This window comes from Caulobacter sp. X, from assembly GCF_002742635.1.
In the GTDB taxonomy this organism is placed as follows: Bacteria; Pseudomonadota; Alphaproteobacteria; order Caulobacterales; family Caulobacteraceae; genus Caulobacter.
This window is the reverse complement of record NZ_PEGF01000002.1, coordinates 848204-872863: the sequence shown is the minus strand read 5'-3', so window position 1 is coordinate 872863 and position 24660 is coordinate 848204. Positions and strand designations below refer to the sequence as shown.

The window sequence follows — 24660 nt, the reverse complement described above, 5'->3', positions numbered from 1 at the left end:
CGGCCCTTCGGGCCACCTCCCCCGCTGGGGGAGGATTTGCTGTCAGTCGCCCTACCGCCCCGCCCCGTGCGCATAGACGCCCAGCATCGTCCCGACGAACCCGCCGGCGACCTTGGTGCTCAGAGACGTCCCATCGGCCCCGGCCTTCAGCACCTCCCACTTGCCCGGCGCGACGCCATAGGCGAAGTCCAAGCTCCCGGCCCTGGCCGAGATCTTCAGGTTCAGCGGTTGGCCGTTCTTGAGGGAAACATCCTTTTCAGCCACCACCACGCCGTCGACCGGATCATCCTTGCCGGTTCGCTTCTCGACCCGGACCAGGGTCTTGCCGCCGTCGCGGACCAGGCCGACGAACCAGTAGAAGTCGTCGTTCTGCAGGGCCACCAGCCCCGCCTTGTCGCCGTCGGCCTTGGGCGTGAAGCGCACCGTGGTCGACACCGTGGCGTTCATGTGCTGCTGGCGGCGCGCCCAGATCGAGGGCTGCGCGTGGCCGCCCAGCTTGTCGGGGCGCGCCTCGAGGTTCAGCGTCCCGCCCTTCACCGACCACCAGCGGCTGGTCGGGATGCGCATGGTCATCCAGCTCTTGGGCAGTTCCGGACCCGCGAAGGTCTCGGCGACCTTGAACGGGCCCGAGGTCGGCGGCGCCGGGGTGGCGGGCAGCTTCGGCGCGTCGGCGACATAGGGGATGGTCTTGCCGTTCTCCAGGATCACCGGCCAGCCGTCCTTCCACTCGACCGGCAGCAGGAAGGTCTCGCGGCCGGTGTTGTAGAGATCGTCGCCATAGGGGCGCACGGCCAGGAAGGTCGCCCACCACTGGCCGTCCGGCGTGTCGACGATGTCGGCGTGGCCGGCCGAGGTGATCGGCAGCGGCCGGTCCTTGGGCAGGCCGCGCTGGGTCAGGATCGGGTTGTGCTCATAGGGGACGTAGGGGCCGGTGACGCTCTTCGACCGCAGCACGACCTGGCTGTGGCCCTCGGCCGTGCCGCCCTCGGCGGCGACCAGATAGTACCAGCCGTCCTTCTTCAGGATGTGCGGCCCCTCGGGCCAGATCGGCTTGGCGGCCGGATTGACGCCCTTGTCCAGCAGCACCGAGCGCGGACCGATCGTCTTCTGGGCCTTCGGGTCGTACTCCTGGATCCAGATGGCGCGGTGGCCCTGGTACTCGGCCGGCCCCGGCGGGTTGTCGTTGTTGACGATCCAGCCTCGCCCGTCGTCGTCGAAGAACAGCGAAGCGTCGATGCCGCCCACCTCGGGCAGCCACACCGGATCCGACCACGGACCTCGCGGGTCCTTGGCGGTGATCAGGAAGTTGCCGCCGCAGTCGACGCAGGTGTTGAGGATGTAGAACAGGCCGTCGTGATGGGTGATGGCCGGAGCGAACACCGCCCGCGACAGGCCCAGCCGCTTGAAGTCCAGCATGCCCGGCCGGTCGATGGCGTTGCCGATCTGGGTCCAGTTCACCAGGTCGGTCGAGTGGTGGATCGGCAGGCCCGGGAACCAGGCGAAGGTCGAATTGACCAGGTAGTAGTCCTTGCCCACCCGCGTGATGCTGGGGTCCGGATAGAAGCCCTGGACAACCGGATTGCGGTACTGGCCGGGCCCGGCCTTGATCGCGTCGGACGGGTCGGAGCCCTGGTAGACGAAGTTGCTGAACGCGGCGGTGTTCGGCGCGGCTTGGGCGGCCGTCGCGACGGCCATCGGGGCGGCCAGCAGGGCCAGGGTCATTGCCGTTCGGATCATTCGTCTCTCCCTTTGGGGGCCGTTGAGCGCGCCCTCCTCCTCACCCGCGGCGCGGGGGAGTTGGCGCGGTGCGGATACGCACCGCGACGGAGGGGGCGCTGCTTAAACCCTACCGCGCCGGCGCGGCCCGCAGGGCCGCGGCCACCGCCTCGCGCAAGGGCTTGGGCTTGTAGTCGTCGTCATAGAGGGTCGGGCGCTTGGGCAGCTTGTCTTCGCGCAGCCATTGGCCCTGCAGCCACGAGTACTTGTCGATCATGCCCCAGGCCAGGACCTCCTTGGTCTGGCGGTAGCTGAGCATCTGGTCGAGGAAGGCCTTGGCGTAGGCCGCCACCGCCGCGTCGCGGGGCCCAAACTCGGCCGGCAGACCCTTGTCGTGGACGTCGAACTCGGTGACCAGCAGGTCATAGCCCATGCCGGTGACGTCGTTCAGGAACGCCGTCCATTCCTTCTCTTGCGGCTTGCCAAAGCCCGTGAAGGTGTCCGCGTTTTCCGCCCCGATGTGGCTCTGCACGCCAAGCGCGTCGACCGGCGTCCCGCGCTTCTTGAAGCCTTCCAGCAGTTTGAGCACGCCGTAGCGGTGCTTCTCGTTGCCGACCTCCTGGCTCATGTAGTCGTTGTAGACGAGCCGGGCCTTGGGCGCGGCCTCGCGGGCGACGTGGAAGGCGAGATCCAGCACCTCTTCCTTGCCCATGGCGTCCGACAGGAAGGTCGAGCGGATCGAGCCGTCCTTCGGGTCCACCGTCTCGTTGACCACGTCCCACGAGATCATCTGCGGATAGCGCGCGCACAGGGCCTGGATGTGCTCGGTGACCATCTTGGCCGCCGCCTGGGCGGGATTGGCGCCGAAGTCGTAGGTCTTGGTCCAGGCCGGGAACCACTGCGGATGGTGCCACAGCAGGGTGTGGCCGCGCAGGGCCTGGCCGTTCTCGCGGGCGAAGGCGGCGATGCGGTCGGCGCGGCTGAAGTCGAAGCTCTCGGGCCCGGCCAGGCGGACCACGTACCACTTCAGCTCGTTCTCGGGGACCAGCAGGCCGCACTCGCGGGCCAGGATGGCTTTGTAGCGGGCGTCCTCGAACGGGCCTTGGGTGGACCCGGGCGGTCCCGCCGGCACGGCCGAGCCGAAGTACAGACCCTTGGCCTGGGCCAGATCGCGCAGGGGCGTCTCGTCGGCGAAGGCGCGGGGAGCCGCCAGGCTCGCGGCGGCGCCGGCGCCCATCGCGAGCGCCTGTCGCCGTGTCGGTTCGAACTTGCCTGAAGCCATGCGCGCCTCCCGTTTATCGGCGGCGCGGTAGCGCTACCATTTTGGGAGCAGATCACCTGACCAAAGCGGCGGGGTCAACCCATTAGACGGCGTTACTTCCCCACCACCGACAGCACCGCCAAAGTCATCGCCTCGACGCCCGTGCGGATGGTGGGCTCCGGCGTTGGAGCGAAGTACGGCGAGTGGTTGGTCGGCAGCGGCTTGCCCTCGGCCTTGGCCTTCTCGACCGTCGCCTTGTCGAAGCCGCCGATGCCGAAATACAGCGACGGCACGCCCGCGATCACGAACTCCGAATAGTCCTCCGACGCCGAGCCGGGCTGGGTCTGGGCCACCGCGCGCGCGCCGAAGGCCGCCTTGAACACCGCCGCCGTGCGGTCGGTCAGGCCCTGGTCATTGACCACCATCTTGCCGCCGGGAGTCAGTTTGACCTCGGCCGGGGGCGCGCCGGCCATGTCGACCACCGCCTGGGCCGTGCGCTTGACGCCGTCGAGGACCTTGTCGCGCACCGCGTCGTCCTGGGTGCGGATGGTGCCGCGCACCCGAGCCTTGTCGGGGATGATGTTGCCGGCGCTGCCGGCCTGGATCGAGCCGACCGTGACGACGCCGAACGCCGAGGGGTCCTTCTCGCGGCTGATCACGCTCTGGACGTCGACCGTGAAGCGAGCGGCCATCATCACCGGATCGATCGTCGAGGACGGCATCGAGCCGTGCCCGCCCCGGCCATTGAAGGTGATGTCGATGCCGTCCGAGGTCGAGCTGATCACGCCGGGCTTATAATAGATCTCGCCCGCCAGACCGGGGCCGACGTGCAGAGCAAAACCGTAGTCGGGCTTGCCGCCGATCTTGTCCCACAGCCCGTCGGCCAGCATGGCCTTGGCGCCGCCGATGACTTCCTCGGCCGGCTGGGCGACGAAGACCAGCGTGCCCTTCCACTTCGACTTCATGGCGACCAGCTGACGGGCGGTCCCCAGCCAGGCCGCCATGTGGATGTCGTGGCCGCACGAGTGGGCGACGAAGGTCTTCTCGTCCCGCCAGGTCGCGGTGGCGCGGCTGGCATAGGGCAGGCCCGACTTCTCCTCCATCGGCAGGGCGTCCAGCTCGGTGCGGATCAGCACCTTGGGCCCCTCGCCGTTCTTGAGGATCGCCACGACGCCGGTCTTGCCAACGCCTTCGATGACGGTGAAGCCGAGCGCCCGCATCTCGGTCGCCAGGGTCTTGGCGGTCTGGACCTCCTGGAAGGCCAGCTCCGGATGGGCGTGGATCGCCTTGTAGGTCGCCTCCAGCGCCGGGTAGTCACGGTCCAGCTGGGCGTCGATGACCTTCAGCGTCGCCGGTGCGTTGAGCGGCGCGGCCTGGGCGGAGGCGGCGAGGACAAGCGCCAGGGCGGCGGCGGCGAACAGGGGCTTCATGGGGGCGTTCTCGGATTGGAAAGCTTCGCCTGAATGACGCATGGCGAAAGCAAAACCGCTAGCCCCTTCCCTCTCCCTTGCGGGAGAGGGTGGCCCGAAGGGCCGAGTGAGGGGTCGCGCGGACGCGCCGAGAAACCCCTCATCCGTTGGCTGCGCCGACACCTTCTCCCGCAAGGGGAGAAGGAAACCCTACTGACCGTTCCCCGGCGCCCACTTGAACTTGAGGCCCTGGTAGTACTCCAACGATTTCTGCGGCGGCTTCTCGCCGGCGGGCAGCGGGCGCTTCGAAAACGTCTGGAACCAGGCGATCGAGGCGTCGCGCCACCATTGGGCTTCGTTGCGCTGGATCTTCAGGAAGTCGGCGACCTCGGCGTGGCGCTGAGCGTCGACATAAGGCGCCAAGCTGGCCCAGGTGCGGTTCATGCCATCCACGTACGAGACGCCGCGCGAGTAGTGTTTGACCATGCCGTCCCACAGGGTGTCGCCGGACTTCAGGCGATAGTCCCAGGGTACGTGGTGGAACCACAGCAAGTCCTTCTCGTCGACGCACTTGAGGTCGGCGAAGCAGGCGGCGACGGGCGGGGCGTACTGGCTGGTGGCGTTGCTGCCGGTCGGCGTGCGGTCGAAGCCGATGCCGTCGGGACCGGCCTTGGCGTAGTAGACGCTGGTCCAGTCGGCGCGCGGGCCGCCAGACACCCAGGGACCGGGGCCATAGTGGTGCCCCTCGCCCATCTGGTGGTGCAGACCCAGCGGAGTCATGTAGTCCACCGCCGCCTCGCGCGAGCCCATCATCATGTCCACCACCGGGGTCACGAAGCGCGGGTCGTTGGTGAAGGTCATTCTGGCCCAGTCGCGGGCGATGGCGCGGGTGTCGGCTTCCGGATCCCAGGCGAGGCGGCCGAAGACGTACCAGTTGGCCTGGTCGAACTGCGAGCCGCTCCAGTTGCGGTCGGAGCCGATATTGGCCACGCCGGCCATCACCGTCAGCTTGCGGCCGTCCAGCTGGCCGTCGACCACCTTGGCCACAGTCGAGCCCTTGCCCTTGGCTAGGGTGTCCGAGCGCAGGGTCTCCTCGTAGAGCGGGCCCAGATAGACGAGGTGGGTCGCGAAGCCGAGGTATTCCTTGGTGATCTGGAACTCCATGCCGAGGTTCGACTTCGGCATGGCCCCGAACAGCGGATGGAAGGGCTCGCGCGGCTGGAAGTCGATCGCGCCGTTCTTGACCTGGATGACCACGTTGTCGGCGAACTGGCCGTCGAACGGCTTGAACTCGGAATAGCCCTGCTTGGCGCGGTCGTCCGGCTGCTCGTGCGAATAGACGAAGGCGCGCCAGATCACGACGCCGCCGTGCGGCCCGACGGCCTCGGCCAGCATGTTGGCGCCGTCGACATGGGTGCGGCCGTAGTCCTGCGGACCGGGTTGGCCTTCGGAATTGGCCTTCACCAGGAAACCGCCGAAGTCAGGGATTTCCTTGTAGATCTCGTCGGCCTTGGCCTTCCAGAAGGCGCGGACGGCGGGGTCCAGCGGGTCGGCGGTCTTCAGACCGCCGATCTCGATCGGGGCCGAGAAGCGGGCCGACAGATAGACCTTGATGCCGTAGGGGCGGAAGGTGTCGGCAAGGGCTGCGGCCTTGGCGATGAACGGCGCGGTGAGGCTGTCGGCCTTGGCGTTGACGTTGTTCAGCACCGTCCCGTTGATGCCCAGCGAGGCGTTGGCGCGGGCGTAGTCGATCATGCGCGGATCGACGTGATCGGGCAGCTTCCACCAGTCGAAGATCGACTGACCCGAATAGCCGCGCTCGACCGTGCGGTTCAGGTTGTCCCAATGGTTCAGCATCCGCAGCTTGACCTTCGGCGCGCTGGCGAGGTCGAGGCTGGCGACGGGCTGGCGGGTCTGGATCAGCTCCAGATACCGGAAGACGCCATAGAGCACGCCGATGTCGCGGTTGGCGGCGATCACCGTGGTCGCCTTGCCGTTCACGGGCAGGGTGCGGATCAGGTAGCCGTCCTCGCCCAGGGCTTTGAGCGGCAGGTTCAGCTTGGCGATCGCCGGGTCCGACGCCGCGCCCAGCAGGATGACGCCGTCGCGGCTCCCAGCGGCGGCGGTCGCGGGCTTGCCGACGAGACCCGTCAGGCCCCGCTCCAGCTCGGCGCCGGCGACCTTCAGGGTGGGGGTGTCGCGGGTTGGCGCGATGGCGGCGGCGCGAGCGGCGTAGGCGCCCTTGGCCGAGGCCTCGACCGGCTTGTAGCGCAGCCACAGGTCATAGCCGTCCTCGGCGCGGGCGGCCGGGGCGGCGAGGAACAGCAGGGCCGCGACGAACGCCATCAAACGCATCATGTTTCCTACCCTAATCCCGATTTCCCCGGCGAATGCCGGGGCCCAGATCGAAAGGCTCGGACGAGCCAGGTCTGGTCCCGATACGGCCTTATGATCTGGGTCCCGGCGTTCGCCGGGAAGATCGGCCTTTTTTGAACTTTCCGAACCCTGACGGCCACCGCGCAACACGGCGCCGCCGAAGGTCGGGTCTTGTAGTCTTAGAGGTCAGACCACTGGGTTGACAACCTTTATGGTACCGGTACATCGATAAGCCAGGGAGGAAGTCTTGGATGCTGGCGCGCTTCTCGCGCGCGCCGGGCGTCCCGTGCTTCGGCCCACCCCTTCACGCCCTCGCGGCCAGCCGAAGCGCCTCATGCCCAAGATCATCGCCGCCAAGACCATCGTCACCTGCCCAGGGCGCAACTTCGTCACGCTGAAGATCATCACGGACGAGGGCGTCTACGGGATCGGCGACGCCACGCTGAACGGCCGCGAGCTGGCGGTCGAGGCCTATCTCAGCCAGCACGTCATCCCCTGCCTGATCGGCCGCGACGCCCACCAGATCGAGGACATCTGGCAGTACCTCTATCGCGGCGCCTACTGGCGTCGGGGCCCGGTGACCATGGCCGCCATCGCCGCGGTCGACATGGCGCTGTGGGACATCAAGGGCAAGATCGCCGGCCTGCCGGTCTATCAACTGCTGGGCGGGGCCTGCCGCACGGGGGTCATGGTCTACGGCCACGCCAACGGCGAGACGATCGAGGAGACCCTCGACAACGCCGCCCACTACGCCGAGCAGGGCTACAAAGCCATCCGCCTCCAGACCGGCGTGCCGGGCATGAGCGGGACCTACGGCGTCTCCAAGGACAAGATGTTCTACGAGCCGGCCGACAGCGACCTGCCCAAGGAGACCATCTGGTCGACCGAGCGCTATCTGCGCAGCACCCCCGCCCTCTTCGAGGCCGCCCGCCTGCGCCTGGGCGACGACCTGCACCTGCTGCACGACGTCCACCACCGCCTGACGCCGATCGAGGCCGGGCGGCTGGGCAAGGACCTCGAACCCTACCGCCTGTTCTGGATGGAGGACGCCACCCCGGCCGAGAACCAGGCCAGCTTCCGGATCATCCGCCAGCACACGACGACCCCGCTGGCGATCGGCGAGATCTTCAACTCGATCTGGGACTGCAAGCAGCTGATCGAGGAACAGCTGATCGACTACATCCGCGCCACGGTCGTGCACGCCGGCGGCATCACCCACCTGAAGAAGCTGGCCAGCTTCGCCGACCTGCACCACGTGCGCACCGGCTGCCACGGGGCCACCGACCTGTCGCCCGTCTGCATGGGCGCGGCCCTGCACTTCGACCTGTCGATCCCGAACTTCGGCGTCCAGGAATATATGCGCCACACGCCGGAGACGGACGCCGTTTTCCCGCACGCCTACACCTTCAGCGACGGCATGTTGCACCCGGGCGAGGCGCCGGGCCTGGGCGTCGACATCGACGAGGACCTAGCCGCCAAGTATCCCTACAAGCGCGCCTACCTGCCGATCGCCCGCCGCCTGGACGGCTCGATGCACGACTGGTGACGGGAACGGCGAAGGCGCCCAGGAGAAAACACGCCAAGCGTCGCCGTGGTCCGTGGTAGAAATCCGGACCTAGACAAGCCCACGTGTTTCAGGCCCCTTCGCCGACCATGTCAGACAACGTCAAGCTCTACCGCAAGATCGCCGACACCGTGGCCGAGGCCATCGAGGCGGGCCAGTACAAGATCGGCGATCGCCTGCCCACCGAGCGCGAGCTGGCTGAGCAGTTCGGGGTCAGCCGCCCCACCCTGCGCGAGGCGATGATCGCCCTGGAAATGCTAGGCATGATCGAGGCCCGCCACGGCCTGGGCATCTATGTCACCGGCAATGTGCGGCCCGTCGCCCCGTCCAGCGAGATCGACTTCGAGATCGGCGCCTTCGAGCTGATCGAGGCCCGCCGCCTGTTCGAGGGCGAGGCCGCGGCCCTCGCCGCCACCTCGATCACCGACGAGCAGATCGCCGAGCTGGAGAGCCTCCTGCAGCGCATGCACGAGGAGGAGGAGATCCGGGGCGAGGACGCCGACCGCGAGTTCCACCTGACCATCGCCCGGGCCACCGGCAACGGCGCGATCATCGCCACGATCGAGAACCTGTGGGACTGGCGCAACCGCTCGCCGCTGGCCCGCAACATCCTGACCCGCGCCCGCGGCATGGGCCTGGAGCCCCGCATCGTCGAGCACCGCCGCGTGGTCGAGGCGCTCAAGGCCCGCGACCCCGCCGCCGCCCGCCAGGCCATGCGCGACCACCTGGAACGCGTCATCGACCACCTGCTGCACGCCACCGAGACCGAAGCGGTCCAGAAGGCCCAGCAGGAGACCAAAGCCCGGCGCAGCGCGATCGCGAAGCGGGTGGCGATTTAGGACAAGCGCCCCCTCCGTCTCGTCGCTGCGCGCCGATCCACCTCCCCCGTTTCACGGGGGAGGATGAACCGCTTCCTCCTCCCCCGTGAAACGGGGGAGGTGTCGCGATGCGAAGCATCGTGACGGAGGGGGCGCAATAACGCATGCTCAACCCATGCGCTCACTTAGCAAGACACACACGCGCGCAAAGTCGCTACGCCGCGAAATGACCCCGCCGGAGGTCATACTCTGGGTTCGCCTCCGCTCACGGCAACCCGGCGGACCGCGCATCCGTCGCCAGCACCCCATTGGCCCCTACATCGCCGACTTCTATTGTTCGGAGGCTCGGCTGGTGATCGAGATCGACGGCTGGGGCCACAACATGGGGAGCCAGGGCGCTAAGGATGAGCGACGGGATGCGTGGATGCGGGACCAAGGACTGGAGATCCTGCGCTACGCCGCTGACGACGTCATGCGCGATCCGACGAGCGTCGCGGACGGCATCTGGGACACCTGCATGGACCTGATGAGGCAACGCGCGGCGAAAAGCGCCCCCTCCGTCTCGTCGCCTATCGGCGACGCGCCACCTCCCCCGCTACGCGAGGGAGGATGAGCAGCTTCCTCCTCCCCCGTGAAACGGGGGAGGTGTCGCGATGCGAAGCATCGTGACGGAGGGGGCGTTCTCATGCCACCAATCCCCCATGCTGAAGCTCCCGCCGCTCAAACCTGATTCCGACCAGATGCTGCATCTCGACGCCCTGCGGATCGTCGGAGCCGTCATGATCGTGGTGTTCCACTTCAACCGGTTCATCAATCTGGACGGCCGCTGGCAGTGGGCGGACGACACGATCAAGAGCTTCAGCCTGATCGTGGACCTGTTCTTCCTGATCTCCGGCTATGTGATGGCCGCGATCTACACCGGACGCCTTACGACCGTCGCCAAGTACCGGGACTTCCTGCAAAAGCGCGTGGCGCGGCTGGGGCCGCTACACTGGGCGACGATGCTGGTGTTCATCGCCGTGGCCGCCGCCGGCTTGGCTGGCTGGATCCAGGATCGCGACCCGCGCCGCTATGACGTGGCCTGCATCGTCCCCAACATCGTCTTCATCCACGCCTGGGGCGTCTGCCATTCCCAGACCTGGAACTTCGTCAGCTGGGCCATCAGCGCCGAGATGGGGATGTACCTGATCCTGCCGCTGCTGTTCCTGCTGACGGCGCGCGGCCCGTGGGTGACCCTGGCCGTGGCCTTGCTGTCGATCATGATCATGCTGCGGATGCCGCACGGCGACCGGCCGTTCCACCAGTGGACCTGGGACTATGGCGTGCTGAGGGCGATTCCCGGCTTCCTGATCGGCATGGCGGCCTTCCAACTGCGCGACACGCTGGCGAAGATCCCGCGCGCGAACCTTCTGATGTGGCTGCTGCTGGGCGCCTATCTGGTCGCCTCGTGGGCGGGGACGCCGAGGACCGTCCTGCTGTTCGTCGTCTACGCCATCGGCCTCCTGGGCGTGGCGGCCGACGCCAGGGGCGTCCAGGGCGGCGTCAGCCAGCGCCTGGCGCCGTGGGCCCAGCTGTCGTTCAGCCTGTACCTGCTGCATCCCATCGCCCTGAAGATGGGCTTGGCCTGGGTGGGTCTGGGGATGTGGAGCCTGAACGGCGACCTGATGCGCCTGTGGGTCCTGTTCTGGGTCGTGGCCCTGTTCCCGATCGCCTATCTGTCGCTGGTGGCGTTCGAGCGGCCGGCGCGGGACTGGATGGCGGGGTTGGGGAAGAAGCGGGCGGCCTGAGCGCCCCCTCCGTCTCGTCGCCTTCGGCGCCGATCCACCTCCCCCGCTGCGCGAGGGAGGATGACACCCCTCCTCACCCGTGAAACGGGGGAGGTGGCGCGATGCGGAGCATCGTGACGGAGGGAGCGCTTAGCGCTTGGCAACCCCATCCACCCAGGCCGGCAGCTCGCCGATATTGGCCAGCTCGACATACCGCTCATGCCCAACGGGCGCTTCGGCCGCCTCGTGCGACCAGACCAGCGGATACGGGATCAAGGCGCCCCAGCAGCCGGCCTCGAGCGCGGGCAGGATGTCGGACTTCATCGAGTTGCCGGCCATCACCGCCTGCTCGGCCCCGGTGCCATAACGGTCGAACACCCGGCGATAGGTGTCGGCGTCCTTTTCCGAGACGATCTCGACGGCCACGAAGTAGTCGCCCAGGCCCGACGAGGCCAGCTTCTGCTCCTGGTGCAGGAGGTCGCCCTTGGTGATCAGGATCAGGCGGTAGCGGTCCGACAGGGCGGCCAGGGCGTTCTCGACGCCGGGCAACGGCTCGATCGGCTCGGTCAGCATCTCGCGCCCCACCGCCAGGATCTCGCGGATCACGCGGGTGTCGACCTGGCCGTCGGTGACCTCCAGCGCCGTCTCGATCATTGACAGGGTGAAGCCCTTGGCCCCGTAGCCATAGACCCGCAGATTGCGCTTCTCGACGGCCGTCAGCTGGGCCTCGATCTTCTCGGGGTCGCCATGCTCGGACAGCAGGTCGAGAAAGCGCTGGTGCGAGAGGCGAAACAGGCTCTCGCAGTGCCAGAGGGTGTCGTCGGCGTCGACGCCGACGGTCGTGATGCTCGTCATGGGATCGGGGTTTAGCATCGTCCCGGGCATGACGACACGCCCTTAGAGCCAAGGCCTCAGAAGGTCAGGACCGCGAAGACCACCAGGCTGACCGGAACGGCCGCCGACAGCACCATGCCGACCAGCGCCTCCGCCAGCCCGAAGATCAGGCGGGTGGCCGAGAACAGTTCATGCGGCGGGGTCGGGATCATGCGGGCGGGCTCCTTGCCCACGACGCTTAGCCTGATCCTCGTTAACAGGCCGGAACCCGCACATCCTAAACGGCTGCGACAGTTTGTCCGTTCGGCGCGCCGCGCGCCCAAAAGAAAAGGCCCGGCGCGAGGCCGGGCCAGATGGTCTTGGGGGAGGATATGCGGTCCGGATCCCGAAGGACCCGGACCAGAAGTCGATGGGCTTAGAAGCTCATCCGCATGCCGACCACGTATTGGCGGCCGGGCTTGTAGTAGGTGAACGTGGCGTTGTCGTACTGGAAGTGCGAGCGCAGCTTTTCGTTCGTGAGGTTGGTCACGTTGAAGGTCAGCTGCGGCGCGTTCTTCATGCCGAGGATCTTCTCGAGGTCGTAGCTCGAGGAGAAGTCCGTCTGCTTGTACGTGTCCGAGAACAGGGCCGCGGCGCTGATGCCGTTCTGGTTGGCGCCGCTGGACTGCGACCCCTTCCGGAACACGTGGCTCAGACGCAGGCTGACGCCGTTGTGCTCGTAGTAGCCCGTCAGGTTGTAGGTGTACTTGGCCACGCCGTAGGCGATCGCCGGACCGTTGCTGGTCTGGTCGACGATGGTGGCGTTGGCGTTGACGCCCAGGCCCTCGACGCCGAAGCGGCTGGTCAGGAAGTCGAGCGGCTGCACCCACTGGAATTCCAGGCCGTTGATCGTGAGCTTGTTGGGCACGTTGATCTGCGACTGGACCTGGACTTGCGCCTGGTTCGGGCCGCCACGCGAGTTGATGGCCGTCTTCTGGGTGTCGTTGATGGTGTCGTAGGTGATGCCGTACTGGGCCAGGGCCGTGAACGGCAGGGTCACGACGTTGTTGGTCGTGAAGCCGGTCAGCGACTTGCGGAAGGCGTTGACCGCGATCACGCCCTCCTGGCCGGTGTAGAATTCGAAGCCCAGGTCGATGTTCTTCGAGAAGTACGGCTTCAGGGCCGAGTTGCCGATCGTGGCCTGGTCGGCCGACGGGGCGCCGAAGCTGACGCCCGGCAGCTGGGCGGCCGGATCCGGACGGGTCATCGTCTCCGAGACCGCGACGCGGGCGACGGCGTGCTCGCTGACATCATAGGCGATGTTCGCGGCCGGCAGCCACTTCGAGTAGGTGTTCTCGGTGTAGACGAAGTTCACGATGTTCGGATAGCGCGCGCCGTCCGGCAGCTGAGCGCCGCCCGGCAGGGTGTTGCGCGGATCGGCCAGCGAGACGCGGCCGCCGATGGTCTGCTTGGTGTGGACGTAGCGCAGGCCGACATTGTAGCGCAGGTCGCTGTCCAGCACCTGGGTGACGCCGTTCAGCTCGGTATAGGCCGCGCTGTTCTTCTCGTTGATGTAGCCGCCGCTGGCGCCGGTGTTGGAGCCGCCGCTTTCGACATAGGCGTCATGCAGCTTGTCGTAGCCGGTGGCCTGCTTGACCTTGTCCCAGTCGACCGTGACGAAGCCGGCCGGGCCGGGCTTCAGGTAGCTGGCCAGGCTGGTGGTCGGGATCAGCGAGCCGCCGTAGGTCAGCGTACCGGTCTGGCCCGCCGTGGCGCCCGTGCCATAGCCCGGATAGGTCGGATAGCCGGCCGGAGCGGCGCCCGGCTGGTTCAGGCCTTGGCACGGCGGGGTGCTGTTGGGCGAGTTGAGGTTGATGCTGGGGTTGTTGCCGCAGGTCGCGTTCTGCCACGGCGTGGTGTTGTCGTAGCCGCGGATGGTGCGCGAGACGTCGTCGTAGTTGGCGCCGAACTTCAGGTTCAGCTTCTCGTCGCCCCAGGTGACGATGGCGCGGGCGCCCTTGGTCTCGTACCAGCGCTTCTCGTCCTGCATGTTCAGGCGACCGCCGGTCCAGACGAAGTTGGCCGGGTTGTTCAGGTCGACGCTGCTCTTGATCGTCGGCGGGCCGTTCGGGTTGTAGGTGTAGTCCACCGTCGTGCCGACGCCCAGCGCGGTCACCGGACCGAAGGTCGGGCTTTCGCGGTGGAAGTTGCTCTTGGTGTAGTTGGCCTGGGCCTCGACCTTCAGCTTGTCGCTGATGCGCCATTCGCCGCCCGGATTGATCCCCCACAGCTCGGTCTTTTCGAGATAGGGACGGAATTCCAGGAAGAACTGCGAGTTGGCGTAGGTGCCCGAGGTGACCGTGCAGCCCGTCGAGCAGTCGGTCTTGTCGTACTTGGTGTTCGTCGGGATGATCGCGCCGTTGCGAACGATCCAGGCGATGTCCTCGCGCAGCAGGTCGTTCTTTTTGTAGCCGTACATCCCGTCGATGTAGAAGTTCATGTCGTCGTTCGGACGCCACTCGACGCTGCCGACCAGGTTGATGCGGTCGCGGCGGCCGTACTCGGCCGAGGGACGGCCCAGACGCGGCAGCAGGCCGTTGTCGATCTGCTGGATCGTCGCGCCGGGGTTCTTGGACAGCAGGAAGTCGCGGTCGATGACCGTGCCGGCCACCAGGCCGCCGCCCGCGCCGACCGGCACCGTGGCCGGGATCGTCCAGTTGCCGCCGCCCGTGGCGTTACAGCCGCTGGTCGCGCCGCACTGGGCGGCCGACAGGTTCGGATTGGTGAAGCCGATCGTCTCGTAGCCGCGGGTGTCGGTGTGCAGGCGCTGGCCCGAAACCCCGAACAGGACGCCAAAGTTGTCCCAGGTCTTGCTGGCGATCAGCGAGCCCTTGCCGCCCAGCTTGGCGCCGTCGGGCTTCACGCCCTGGACGTTCATGGTCAGGTGCTGGCCGGGACGGTCGAACGGACGCGCCGAGCGCATGTCGATGTTACCCGCCGCGCCGCCTTCCAGCAGGCTGGCCGAGTAGCTCTTGTTTACCGTCAGCTTGGTGAAAAGGTCGGTCGGGAAGAACGACAGGTCGACCGAACGGTCGGTGCCCTGCGCGTCCGTCGCGCCCGACGAGGCCACGGCGATCGAGGCGCCGTTCAGGGTCACGTTGGTGAAGTTCGAACCCAGGCCACGGATGGCGACGTTCGTGCCTTCGCCGGTGATGTCCCGCGTGATGGTGATGCCGGGAATGCGGTTGAACGACTCGGCGATGTTGGAGTCGGGGAACTTGCCGATGTCTTCGGCGAAGATCGCGTCGGCGAAGCCGGTGGTCTCGCGCTTTGCGACGGTCGATTGCGCCAGGCTCTTGCGATAGCCGGTGACGACGATCTCTTCGACGGCGCTGTTGTCAGCCGAGGCGGCCGGCGCCTGCGCCGGCGCGGTCTGAGCGTAAGCGGCCTGACCGATCGTCAAAGTGGTCAGGCAGGTCGCGCCGATCAGAGCCAGACGACGGGCGGAACGGTTTTGTCGGGTAGTCCGCATGTTTCTCCCCCTAAGGTCGGCGCATTGCGCCAGTTCGTTGTTGGCCGCGACCCGTCGACCCTTTTTAGAGCCTGACGCACCGCCCGAAGGCAGTGGTAGCGGTCACACTGCAAGCGTTACGAGGTATGTCCTCGTGTGTCAACGTGGTCAGACCTTGTTGTCGGGAGGCTGTCGGACCTTTGGTTGGCCACTGCGGCGCCGGCGCAACGGTGTTGGGTAAGGGAGAAATGAATCCCTCTCTCGTCGAGAGAGGGAGGGGCCCGCGCAGGCGTGGGAGGGTGAGCGGTTTCACCTTGGCCCGGGAGGGCGATCGTCACGGTCAGCGCGCCTAAGCAGAGTTTTAGTGTGAGAGCGCGTACGCACTCACCCTCCCACCGCTTCGCGGCGGGCCCCTGCCTCTCTCGTCGAGAGAGGGATTTCTTACACCCACCCCGTCGGCCGCTCGGGCTCGCGCTGGGGCGTTCGGACGGTCGCCGGCCGGTGCGCCTTGATCACCCGGCGCAGGGAGGCCGGGAAGCGGTGCAGTTGAGCCTCGGGCCGGATCGGGCGGGCGACCAGGCCGCCGCCGCAGTCAGGACACGTCTCATCAAAGCGCAGTTCGGCGCATGTGGAGCAGAAGGTGTGCTCGAAGGTGCAGATTCGCGCCTCCGGACTGGCCGGCGGCAGGTCGCGGTCGCAGCACTCGCAATTAGGACGCAACTCGAGCATGGGCCGTCCTCCCCTGTCCGTCGCGCTTCGATGTCTGGAAGCCCTTTACTATAAAGCGTTTTCCGCCCCTCGTGCGAGGGCGCGCGTTCACCGATCACGGGAATGTGGAGGCGCGAGAAAATCCCGTGATCGAGAGGGGTTGACCCCCTCCCCCATACCCCCTAGACACCGCGCCGTTTGCGCGGCGGGCCGGGGTTACTCCCTGCCCGCTTTTTTGCAAAAATAGACTGCCCAATTCCGGGCCATCGCGTTTCAGGAGCGCTCAATAGAATGTCCCAAGACCTTCTCCCAGGCGTCACCGGCGTTCTGGCCCTCGCGGACGGCACGATCCTGCAAGGCGTGGGCTGCGGCGCGGTCGGCGACGCGGTCGGCGAGGTGTGCTTCAACACCGCCATGACCGGCTACCAGGAGATCCTGACGGACCCCTCCTACATGGCCCAGATCGTGGCCTTCACCTTCCCGCATGTCGGTAACGTCGGCACGAACGCCGAGGACGTCGAGCAGATCACCGGCGTGGCCGAGACGGCCGCCCGCGGCGCCCTGTTCCGCGACGTCCCGACCGAGCAGGCCAACTGGCGCGCCGGCGGCGACTTCGACGCTTGGATGAAGGCGCGGGGCGTGATCGGCCTGGCCGGGATCGACACCCGCGCCCTGACCCGCAAGATCCGCGAGACCGGCATGCCGCACGGCGTCATCGCCCATTCGCCGGACGGCAAGTTCGACCTCGAGGCCCTGGTCGCCAAGGCCAAGGCCTGGGACGGCTTGGTGGGCCTGGATCTGGCCAAGGACGCCTCGACCACCCAGACCTTCACCTGGGACGAGGGCCTGTGGTCGTGGCCGGAAGGCTACGCCAAGCTGGACAAGCCCAAGTACGAAGTGGTCGTGATCGACTACGGCGTGAAGCGCAACATCCTGCGGGCGCTCGCCCACGTCGGCGCCCGCGCCACGGTGGTGCCGGCCTCGACCTCGGCCGAGGACATCCTGGCCCGCAACCCGGACGGCGTGCTGCTGAGCAACGGCCCGGGCGACCCGGCCGCGACCGGCGAATACGCGGTGCCTGAGATCCAGAAGCTGGTCGCCAGCGGCAAGCCGGTGTTCGGCATCTGCCTGGGCCACCAGATGCTGGCCCTGGCCCTGGGCGCCAAGACCGTCAAGATGGAGCAGGGCCACCATGGGGCCAACCACCCCGTGAAGGACCTGACCACCGGCAAGGTCGAGATCGTCTCGATGAACCACGGCTTCACGGTGGACAGCGCCTCGCTGCCCGCGCCGGTGCAAGAGACCCACGTCTCGCTGTTCGACGGCACCAACGCCGGCATCGCCTTGGCCGACAAGCCGGTCTTCTCGGTCCAGCACCACCCGGAAGCGTCTCCGGGCCCGACGGACAGCCTGTACCTGTTCGAACGCTTCGCCGGCCTGATGGACCAGGCGAAGTAAGGCTTTGACCTCTTAGATCCTCCCCCGCGATGCGGGGGAGGTGGCCCAGAGGGCCGGAAGGGGCTAACGCGGCGATCGCCAAGCTTGCCCCCTCAGTCGCTCCGCGACAGCTCCCCCGTATCACGGGGGAGCATCTATATTCCCCCCCTTTGACCTCCCCTACGTCACCCGCGCCTATCCTTTGGAAAAAGGGAGGATGCGGCGATGATCGACGACACCGACTTCACGGGTCGGCGGGTGCTGGTCGTGGGCGGGTCCAGCGGGATCGGCAATGGGATCGCCCAGGCGTTCCGCGCGCGGGGCGCCGAGGTCTGCGTCTGGGGCACGCGGGCCAGCGCGGCGGACTATGACCCCGCCGAAGGCTCCGACCTGACGGGCCTCGCCTACGCCAGCGTCGACGTCGGCGATCCGGACGCCATCGAGGCCGCGCCCGCGCCCTTCGACACCCTCGACGTCCTGGTCCTCTGCCAGGGCACGGTCGTCTACAAGCGCGGCGAGTTCGAGCGGCCCGGCTGGGATCGGGTGATGGCGGTCAATCTCGACAGCCTGATGCACTGCGCGCGGCGCTTCAAACCCGCCCTGACCCAGAGCCAGGGCAGCGTCATCATCGTCAGCTCGATCTCGGGCCTGAAGGCCAATATCGGCAACCCCGCCTATGCGGCCTCGAAGGCCGGGGCGATCAGCCTGACCAAGACCCTGGGCCAGGCCTGGGCGCCCGAGGGCGTACGGGTCAACGGCCTGGCGCCGGGCCTGGTCGAGACCAAGCTGACCAAGGTCACCACCGCCAATCCCGAGCGCCTGGCCGGCGCGCTGGCCGCCATCCCCCAGCGCCGGATGGGCACGCCCGCCGACATGGCCGGGGCGGCGCTGTTCCTGGCCTCGCCCCTGGCGTCCTACGTCACCGGCCACACCCTGGTCGTCGACGGCGGCCTGTCGCTGTAAGCGGAGAAACGACGATGAAAGCCCTGCGCTACCACGGCGCTCGCGACGTCCGGTACGAGAGCATGGACGATCCGACGCCCCAATCGGACCGCGACGCCATCGTCAAGGTCACCGCCTGCTCGATCTGCGGCTCGGACCTGCACATCTATCACGGCCACGGCTTCTCCGAGGACCTGGGCTTCTGCGTCGGCCACGAGGCGGTCGGCGAGGTGGTCGAGGTCGGGCGCGGCGTCCAGCGGCTGAAGGTCGGCGACAAGGTCATGCTGCCGGCGGCGGTGGGCTGCGGCCGCTGCCGCTCGTGCCGGTCGGGCGTGATCCAGACCTGCGAAAACGGCGAGGGGGGCTGCTATGGCCTGTCGGCGCGGCTGCAGGGCTCTCAGGCCGAGGCCGTGCGCGTGCCGGCCGCCGACATGAACGCCGTGCCGGTCCCCGACGGCGTCTCGATGGAGCAGGCGCTGATGATGACCGACGCCCTGGCGACGGCCTGGTTCGGCGCCCGCAACGCCGAGGTCCGGCCGGGCGCCAGCGTGGCGGTGATCGGCCTTGGCCCCATCGGCCTGATGGCCGTCGAGAGCGCCTATGTGATGGGCGCGCATGTCGTCTACGCCATCGATCCCCTGCCTGCTCGTCGCGCCCTGGCCGAGGAGGCCAGCGCGATCGCCCTGACGCCCGACGAGGCCAAGGCCCGCGTGCGCGAGGACACCAAGGGCCGAGGCCTGGACTGCGTGATCGAGGCCGTCGGCGGCGAGGCCACGGTCGAGTCGGCCTTGAGCCTGGTGCGGCCGCGCGGCGTGGTGTCGGTGATCGGGGTGCAGCAGGCCCGGCGCTTCGCCTTCCCGCTGGAGCGCGCCTTCGCGGCGGGCCTGACCTTCCGGGTGGGGACGTGCTCGGTGCCGGAGGAGTTGCCGGCCCTGTTCCCGCTGGTGCGCTCGGGACGGCTGCGGCCCGAGAAGTATGTCAGCCACCGGATGCCGCTCAGCCAGGGCGCCGAGGCCTACAGGCTGTTCGAGTCCCGCGAGGCGGGCGCGCTGAAGATGGTGCTGACGCCGGACTGACGAGGCGGCCCGGCGCTAAGGGGCCGCCTCCCGCAAACATAGGGGGCGCTGCGGGAGGCGGCGGCCAAGCGCCCTCGGCAAAAGGGGGCGCGCTTCGGGCGCTTGGCGGCTGGCAGAGTCCAGCGCTCTTCCGGCGAACCGGGACGAGCGCGAGACCCAAACGCGTGGAGCGGACTAGGCCTTGATGTTCAGCAGCGCGCCGGTCATCTGGTCGGCGGTCTGAACGACCTTGGCGTTGGCCTTGAAGTCGTATTGAGCGCTGACCTGCTCAACCCGCTCCTTGGCGTAGTCCACGTCCTTCAGTTCCTCGACCTTCTCGGCGCGCGCGTCGTATGACGCCACCCGCTGGGCGCTGGCGGTCAGACGGTCGGCGGCGGCGGTCATGCCGGCGGCGGCGATAGCGAGAGCCTGCATAAGGCGTCCTCCTTGCTCGTCGCGAGTTATCCGGGCGGTTGGGTTAAGCGCTCGCAACCAAAGATGGTAAAATTTACTACTTGGTCACCTTTTTTAGCACGAATTAACCATAAAGCCGGTTTCCGCCCCGACCTCCGCTGGAGGTGGAAACGTCCCCTCCTCCTGAGGTGGAGGACAAAGGAAGCGACGTCACCCGCCCGCCGCCGCGAGCGTCCGCCGCTGCGACGCCTCTCCGCGCAAGGTCCTGCCCAAGATTACAAAACGTTCAGGTAACCACGCCTCGACAAGCCGTCATCGTCCCGACATGGTTCGCGACCGCGCCCTTGGGGGGCCGTTTTCGATAACCGTTTGGACGTGGCCGAAGCCGAGAAGGCTCGACGCGCGCGTCCCGAGGAGCCTCTAGAGAATGTCGTTCACGCGTCGCGCCGCGCTCGCCAGCGCCGCCCTGCTGATGGTCGCCCAGCCGGTCCTGGCGGCCGCTCCCGCAAAGCCCGCCGTCGCCGCCGCCGCGAAGAAGGCCCACGCCGGGTCGGACTTCGTCCCCTCCGCCGAGGCGATCAAGGCGCACATGACCTTCCTGGCCGACGACGCCATGGAAGGCCGCGAAGCCGGTACGCGCGGCTATGACATCGCCGCCAACTACGTCGCGGCCCAGTACGCCCTGCTGGGCGTCAAGCCGGGCGGCGACAAGGGCGGCTACCTGCAGCGCGTGCCGCTGCTGGCCTTCCGTCCGGCGGGCGAGGGATCGGTGACCCTGACCGGCGCCCCCCAGGCTGATGGCGCCGCGGCCGTCGCCTTGAAGTACGGCGAGGACTATCTGCCGACCGCCCAGGCCCAGGCCGCCGACCTCAGCGTCGAGGCGCCGCTGGTCTTCGTCGGCTACGGGATCGTTGACGCCACGCGCGGCCGCGACGACTACGCGGGCCTGGACGTGAAGGGCAAGATCGTCGTCATGCTGACGGGCGCGCCGACCGCGATACAGACCGAGGAGCGCGCCCACCTCTCCAGCCCGAACACCAAGCGGGCCGAGGCCGCCAAGCGCGGCGCGATCGGCGTCGTGACCATCCCGACCACCAGCGGCGAGAAGCGTCGTCCGTTCGCGCGCGGCGTGAACGGCATGAAGGAGTGGCGCGTGACCTGGCGCGACGCCCAGGACGTCGGCGCGATCCGCGCGCCGGCTGCCCCGTCGCTGGCCCAGATCAGCCTGGCCGGCGCGGCCAAGCTGTTCGCCGGCGCCCCGACCGCCCTCGACGCCGTCCTGGCCGAGGCCGAGACCCCGCAGGGCGCGGTCAAGGGCTTCCCGCTGACGACCAAGCTCAAGGTCGCGCTGAAGACCGAGATCGAGAAGCGCGAGAGCAGCAACGTCGTCGGGATCATCGAGGGCTCGGACCCGACGCTGAAGGCTCAGACCGTTATCCTGTCGGCCCACCTCGACCACATCGGGATCAAGGAGAACGCCAAGCCCGGCGAGGACCGGATCAACAACGGCGCGCTCGACAACGCTTCGGGCGTGGCGACCCTGCTGGAGGTCGCGCGCGGCTTCAAGAACACCAAGGTCCGTCCCAAGCGCTCGATCGTCCTGCTGGCCCTGACCGGCGAGGAGAAGGGCCTGGTCGGCTCGGACTATTTCGCCAACAACCCGACGGTGAAGAAGGCCGACATCGCCGCCGACGTGAACCTGGACATGCCGGTGCTGCTGTACCCGTTCACCGACGTGATCGCGTTCGGCGCCGACCGCTCGACCGTGGGCGAGGCCGTCAAGCACGCCGCCGCTCGCGTGGGCGTGGGCCTCTCGGGCGATCCGCTGCCGGAAGAGGGCCTGTTCACTCGCTCGGACCACTACCGCTTCGTCGAGCAGGGGATCCCGGCCGTCTTCCTGATGACCGGCTTCCAGAACGGCGGCGAGAAGGCCTTCACCACCTTCCTGAAGACCAACTACCACCACCCGGGCGATGACCTGAACCAGCCGATCGACTACCAGGCGGCCGCCAAGTTCGCCCTGGTGAACTACGAGATCGCCCGCGAACTCGCCAATGCGCCGGCCCGTCCGGTCTGGAAGAAGGGCGACTTCTTCGGCGCCGCCTTCGCGCCGGCGGGGCATCCGTCCGCGGCGAAGTAGGAAGCCGAAAGCAACGATTGACCCGGAGGGCGGCGGAAGGGATTCTGCCGCCCTCTTTCGTTTTCGACTCCGGGCTTTCCGCGTGACCCTCCGCACCGGCGCTTTCCTGAAGATCGGCGTGATCGCGCCGGCCGTGATGGTGGCCGACGTGTGGATCGCTCAGCGATTGTTCCCCGGCTTCGACGCGGGCGCGCAGTTCATCAGCGAGCTGGGCGGCCCCGCCGCGCCGATGCCGGAGGTGTTCAACATCGGCATGGTCATCGCCGGGATCGCGGGCCTGTTCGCCGGCGCCGGCTTCACCCACGCGCTGGAGCACGCCGGCGGCCGCCGGGTGGTTTCGGCCTTCGCGGGGCTGTTCGTGGCGCTGACGGGCCTGGGGGCCTTCTTCGCGGGCGTCTTCCACTGGCCCGATCCGATGCACCGCGCTTGCGGCGTGGGCCTCGCCATCCAGTTCGCGCCGCTGTTCACCGCCTGGGCCCTGTGGGGCAAGCCCGAGCACCGGCGCCTGGCCAGCTTCTCGCTGGGCTGGTTCTTCGGCCTGCTGCTGGTCTTCGCCCTGCTGACCGGCGTCTGGAATGTCCGCACCGGCCACGACGTCGGCTACTGGCAACGCGGCCACGCGTTCCTGGGCCTGCTGTGGCTGGCCGTCGCCGCCTGGACGCTGGAGCGCGGCTGGCGGCGGGCCCTCGTCGGAGAGCTGGAGTCGGCCTCGGCCTGATCCGCTCCTTCCTCCCCACCGGGGGAGGAAGGAGACTTCAGGCCCGCTCGCCCAGCAGCACGCGCCGGATGTCGCCCCCCGTGCGGGACAGCAGGATCAGCAGGTAGATCGACAGGAACAGCATCCCGCCGAACACGGCGACCAAGCCCAGGCCGATCGCCGCCGGCCTGAACCCGCCGCGCCAAGACACCCACAGGCCCGACAGCAGCAGAAAGCAGAAGAAGTCCAGGTTGAACTGGCCGGGCCAGCCCATCGCCGCCATGTCGCCGAAGAAGATCGGCAGCAGGTTCCAGCCGTGGCGGGCGATGGTCACGCTGGTGTAGCCGACGATCGCCACCAGGCACGCCAGCAGGAACAGTCGAAACGGCGCCATGTCGCGCTCCCTCCCTCTTTTGAGGGAAGGATGACGCTGACGCAGGGCGCCGTCGAGCCCTCAGCTCATCGCCTTGGCCGCCGTGCGCAGCAGCACCGCCGGAGCGTGGTCGTGGCGGGTGATCGGCGGGATCGGACGGTCGACGCCCTTCAGCTGGTAGACCGCCGTCTGCGCCGCCCGCACCGAATATTCGACCGTGAAGACCACGTCGTCCGGGATCTCGACGAACTGGCTGACGAAGGCCAGGTTCACCGAGGTCTCGGGAACCGGCAGCGGCCGGTCTTCCTTGCGGCGCGGCATGAACATCGAGGTGATGTAGGGCAGACGGCAGGGCACGCAGGTCGCGTCCTCGAAGACGTCGAGCTCCAGGCCGAGATGCCCGCACAGCTCCTGCAGAATCTCGCGCCCGCCGCACTGGCTCATCGGCTTGGCGACGAAGTCCCCGACCCGGTCGGGATGCAGGGCGTAGCCCCAGAACACCGACCAGCCCTTGGGCTGATCCAGGAAGTGCGGCTGGTGATACAGCACCACCGACATCAGCCAGCGCGAGTCCTTGAAGGTGACCAGCCCCCCGGTCCCGGCCGCGTTGCCGCTGAAGGCCTTCATGGCGTCGAAGAACTTCGGATTGCGGCAGGTGACGGTGAACGACTCCCACAGGCTGCGGCCGATCTGGGTGTTGAAGGCGGCCGGATTGCCGAACTCGGGACGGCCCGCGGCGATCTTCTCCCACAGCGCCCAGCCCTGGCTGTCGGCCTTGGTCATGGCCGGCGGCGGGGCGTCCATGGTCCCGAGGCTGGTGGCGTCGGTCATCGAGCCGTTCTGGTAGAAGACGAGGTCGTCGGCGGCGACGTCCACCGTCTCGGCCTTGCCCGCGCGGTCCAGGGTCAGGCGGGTCACGCGGTGGCGGCCCTCTTCGGTGGCGATCTCCATGTCGGTGACGACCGTGTCGCCGACGAAGTTCACGCCCCGCTCGCGCAGCCAGCGCTCCAGCGGCGCGACGATGGCGTCATACTGATTGTAGACCGTGCGCTTGACCCCGCCGAGCGTCTCGATGCGCGGGAACTCGTTCATGAAGCGGTGGAAGTAGCGCTTCAGCTCCACGGCGCTGTGCCAGGGCTGGAAGGCGAAGGTCGTCTGCCACATGAACCAGAAGTTGGTTTCGAAGAACGGCGGCGACAGCCAGTCGGTGATCAGGTCATCGCCCAACGTCTCCTCGGGCGTCTGCATCAGCCGCACCAGCTCCAGCCGGTCCTGCATGGAAAAGCCCAGGTGGGTCACGTCCACCTTGTGCAGGTTGCGATCGACCAGCCGCGCCTGGGAGTGGGCGACGACCTCCTTGTTGAAGGCGATGGTCTGCTCGCGCACCGTCTGGCCGGGCGCGTCGACGCTTGGAATGGTCGACAAGAGGTCCCAGGTGCACTCGTAGTGGTCGGTGGTCAGCATCCGCCCGCCGCGCAGCGAGTACGAGCCGTCAGGCAGGCGCGAGCCGTCCAGCGAGCCGCCGAACACCTTGGGGTTCTTCTCGTAGATCGTGATGTCCGCGCCAGCGACGGCCGCGTCGCGGATCAGGAAGGCGGCTCCGGCCAGGGCCCCGATACCGCCGCCGACGAAATAGTGCTTCATGGCCCTGATCCTTCCT

The 24660-nt window shown here is 68.0% G+C and carries 19 protein-coding genes and 1 pseudogene; 9 read left to right on the top strand and 11 right to left on the bottom strand.

Annotated features, from left to right (window positions below):
- Window positions 1-51: 51 nt before the first annotated feature.
- The 4 genes from CSW60_RS16350 to CSW60_RS16335 all read right to left on the bottom strand — a co-directional run bounded on the left by CSW60_RS16350 (window position 52) and on the right by CSW60_RS16335 (window position 6741).
- The gene (locus CSW60_RS16350; protein WP_099538362.1) at window positions 52-1722 is read right to left on the bottom strand and encodes a glycoside hydrolase family 43 protein; all 1671 of its coding nucleotides are present in this window, start codon (window positions 1720-1722) and stop codon (window positions 52-54) included.
- 124 nt (window positions 1723-1846) lie between these two features.
- Window positions 1847-2998 (bottom strand): endo-1,4-beta-xylanase, encoded by a 1152-nt coding sequence (locus tag CSW60_RS16345; RefSeq protein ID WP_099538361.1) that lies wholly within the window; start codon window positions 2996-2998, stop codon window positions 1847-1849.
- A 92-nt stretch (window positions 2999-3090) separates the two neighbouring features.
- Complete coding sequence (locus CSW60_RS16340; protein WP_099538360.1) at window positions 3091-4407, bottom strand: amidohydrolase; 1317 nt, start codon at window positions 4405-4407, stop codon at window positions 3091-3093.
- 189 nt (window positions 4408-4596) lie between these two features.
- The gene (locus tag CSW60_RS16335) at window positions 4597-6741 is read right to left on the bottom strand and encodes an alpha-glucuronidase family glycosyl hydrolase (protein WP_099539160.1); all 2145 of its coding nucleotides are present in this window, start codon (window positions 6739-6741) and stop codon (window positions 4597-4599) included.
- 355 nt (window positions 6742-7096) lie between these two features.
- On the opposite strand from CSW60_RS16335, the gene manD reads away from it, so the two are divergent.
- The 4 genes from manD (at window position 7097) to CSW60_RS16310 (ending at window position 10931) form a co-directional block, all read left to right on the top strand.
- Window positions 7097-8308 carry a D-mannonate dehydratase ManD gene (manD, locus tag CSW60_RS16330; RefSeq protein WP_099538359.1) on the top strand — a complete coding sequence of 404 codons (1212 nt, stop codon included), beginning with the start codon at window positions 7097-7099 and terminating at the stop codon, window positions 8306-8308.
- Window positions 8309-8415: 107 nt separating this feature from the next.
- Complete coding sequence (locus CSW60_RS16325; RefSeq protein ID WP_099538358.1) at window positions 8416-9165, top strand: FadR/GntR family transcriptional regulator; 750 nt, start codon at window positions 8416-8418, stop codon at window positions 9163-9165.
- A 154-nt stretch (window positions 9166-9319) separates the two neighbouring features.
- Window positions 9320-9757: an endonuclease domain-containing protein gene (locus CSW60_RS16320; protein ID WP_099538357.1), complete on the top strand. Its 438-nt coding sequence runs from the start codon at window positions 9320-9322 to the stop codon at window positions 9755-9757.
- An 88-nt stretch (window positions 9758-9845) separates the two neighbouring features.
- Entirely contained in the window at window positions 9846-10931 is a 1086-nt protein-coding gene (locus CSW60_RS16310) for an acyltransferase (RefSeq protein ID WP_099538356.1), read from the top strand.
- A 129-nt stretch (window positions 10932-11060) separates the two neighbouring features.
- On the opposite strand, the gene CSW60_RS16305 is transcribed toward CSW60_RS16310, so the two are convergent.
- The 4 genes from CSW60_RS16305 to CSW60_RS16295 form a co-directional block, all read right to left on the bottom strand.
- Window positions 11061-11765: an HAD family hydrolase gene (locus CSW60_RS16305; RefSeq protein WP_099538355.1), complete on the bottom strand. Its 705-nt coding sequence runs from the start codon at window positions 11763-11765 to the stop codon at window positions 11061-11063.
- 56 nt (window positions 11766-11821) lie between these two features.
- Entirely contained in the window at window positions 11822-11956 is a 135-nt protein-coding gene (locus CSW60_RS24255; protein WP_255409003.1) for a hypothetical protein, read from the bottom strand.
- A 203-nt stretch (window positions 11957-12159) separates the two neighbouring features.
- Window positions 12160-15255: a TonB-dependent receptor gene (locus tag CSW60_RS16300; RefSeq protein ID WP_099538354.1), complete on the bottom strand. Its 3096-nt coding sequence runs from the start codon at window positions 15253-15255 to the stop codon at window positions 12160-12162.
- Between the two features lie 420 nt (window positions 15256-15675).
- Entirely contained in the window at window positions 15676-15963 is a 288-nt protein-coding gene (locus tag CSW60_RS16295; protein WP_099538353.1) for a DUF1272 domain-containing protein, read from the bottom strand.
- Window positions 15964-16233: 270 nt separating this feature from the next.
- Here CSW60_RS16295 and carA point away from each other — a divergent pair, with 270 nt between their 5' ends.
- The 3 genes from carA to CSW60_RS16275 all read left to right on the top strand — a co-directional run bounded on the left by carA (window position 16234) and on the right by CSW60_RS16275 (window position 19397).
- Window positions 16234-17400 (top strand): glutamine-hydrolyzing carbamoyl-phosphate synthase small subunit, encoded by a 1167-nt coding sequence (carA, locus tag CSW60_RS16290; protein ID WP_099538352.1) that lies wholly within the window; start codon window positions 16234-16236, stop codon window positions 17398-17400.
- A gap of 204 nt (window positions 17401-17604) precedes the next feature.
- Entirely contained in the window at window positions 17605-18342 is a 738-nt protein-coding gene (locus CSW60_RS16280) for an SDR family NAD(P)-dependent oxidoreductase (RefSeq protein WP_099538351.1), read from the top strand.
- Window positions 18343-18356: 14 nt separating this feature from the next.
- Window positions 18357-19397, top strand: coding sequence for an alcohol dehydrogenase family protein (locus CSW60_RS16275; protein ID WP_099538350.1), 1041 nt, complete (start codon window positions 18357-18359; stop codon window positions 19395-19397).
- Window positions 19398-19571: 174 nt separating this feature from the next.
- Here the strand turns inward: CSW60_RS16275 and CSW60_RS16270 are convergent, their stop codons facing one another.
- A complete protein-coding gene (locus tag CSW60_RS16270; protein WP_099538349.1) occupies window positions 19572-19811 on the bottom strand; it encodes a flagellar basal body rod C-terminal domain-containing protein in 240 nt (79 codons plus the stop codon).
- A gap of 406 nt (window positions 19812-20217) precedes the next feature.
- Between CSW60_RS16270 and CSW60_RS16265 the strand changes: the two genes are divergently transcribed.
- Entirely contained in the window at window positions 20218-21930 is a 1713-nt protein-coding gene (locus tag CSW60_RS16265; protein ID WP_099538348.1) for a M20/M25/M40 family metallo-hydrolase, read from the top strand.
- Window positions 21931-21947: 17 nt separating this feature from the next.
- Window positions 21948-22648, top strand: a pseudogene (locus tag CSW60_RS16260) (DUF998 domain-containing protein).
- A 37-nt stretch (window positions 22649-22685) separates the two neighbouring features.
- On the opposite strand, the gene CSW60_RS16255 reads toward CSW60_RS16260, so the two are convergent.
- A complete protein-coding gene (locus CSW60_RS16255) occupies window positions 22686-23021 on the bottom strand; it encodes a hypothetical protein (RefSeq protein ID WP_099538347.1) in 336 nt (111 codons plus the stop codon).
- Between the two features lie 60 nt (window positions 23022-23081).
- Entirely contained in the window at window positions 23082-24644 is a 1563-nt protein-coding gene (locus tag CSW60_RS16250; protein ID WP_099538346.1) for an oleate hydratase, read from the bottom strand.
- Window positions 24645-24660: the final 16 nt, after the last annotated feature.